1 protein-coding gene is annotated in these 605 nt (G+C 37.5%); it reads right to left on the bottom strand.

The annotated features are described in order from the left end of the window. Positions 1-13: 13 nt before the first annotated feature. On the bottom strand, positions 14-605 hold a 592-nt coding region (locus JM172_RS24605; RefSeq protein ID WP_214484997.1), incomplete at its 5' end, for a DUF5643 domain-containing protein.

Here is a 605-nt window from a genome sequence, read left to right on the forward strand (position 1 = left end):
TTCACGTTTTCCTTTATTTCAACTCAATAACAATCGGATCGAGCTCAATTTCGATATGACCTTGCCCAGACATTAGACTTGCGATTTCAACTGGTTGAATGATAAGCTGACTAGCACCTTCTTGTATTGTACCGAATGTTGTCGTTCCTTCAAAGGTCTTCCCATTATCAGGTGAAACACCACTACCACCAGTTTCATTCACGTACACATTACCTAGATTATCTGAAACTCGGAATACAGGTGTTATACTTGGCCATTGTTTCAGTAATTCGTCTGTCACAACTTGCTCATAGGCAATAATCGTCGAAACATCTGTGAATTCAATTGATTTCAGTGTGAAGTTTACATTTTTGTCCTGGACAGTATCATTCACAAGCTGAATATCTCCCTCTAAACGATCTAATGAAAAATCGAAAGACCAATCCCCCTTAACCTCTAAATCATTAGACATGCTATAAAAAGTATGAGGAGACCAAGTAATTTCCACTGTTTCTGGGTATTGTTCATCTTTGAAATGTGGTGTTAATATTGATAAGCCCACATAGTGTGTATCACTAATCTTATTAATTTGATAACTACCACCACTACCGGTTTCACCAATGACA

Source organism: Bacillus sp. SM2101, from assembly GCF_018588585.1.
In the GTDB taxonomy this organism is placed as follows: Bacteria; Bacillota; Bacilli; order Bacillales; family SM2101; genus Nanhaiella; species Nanhaiella sioensis.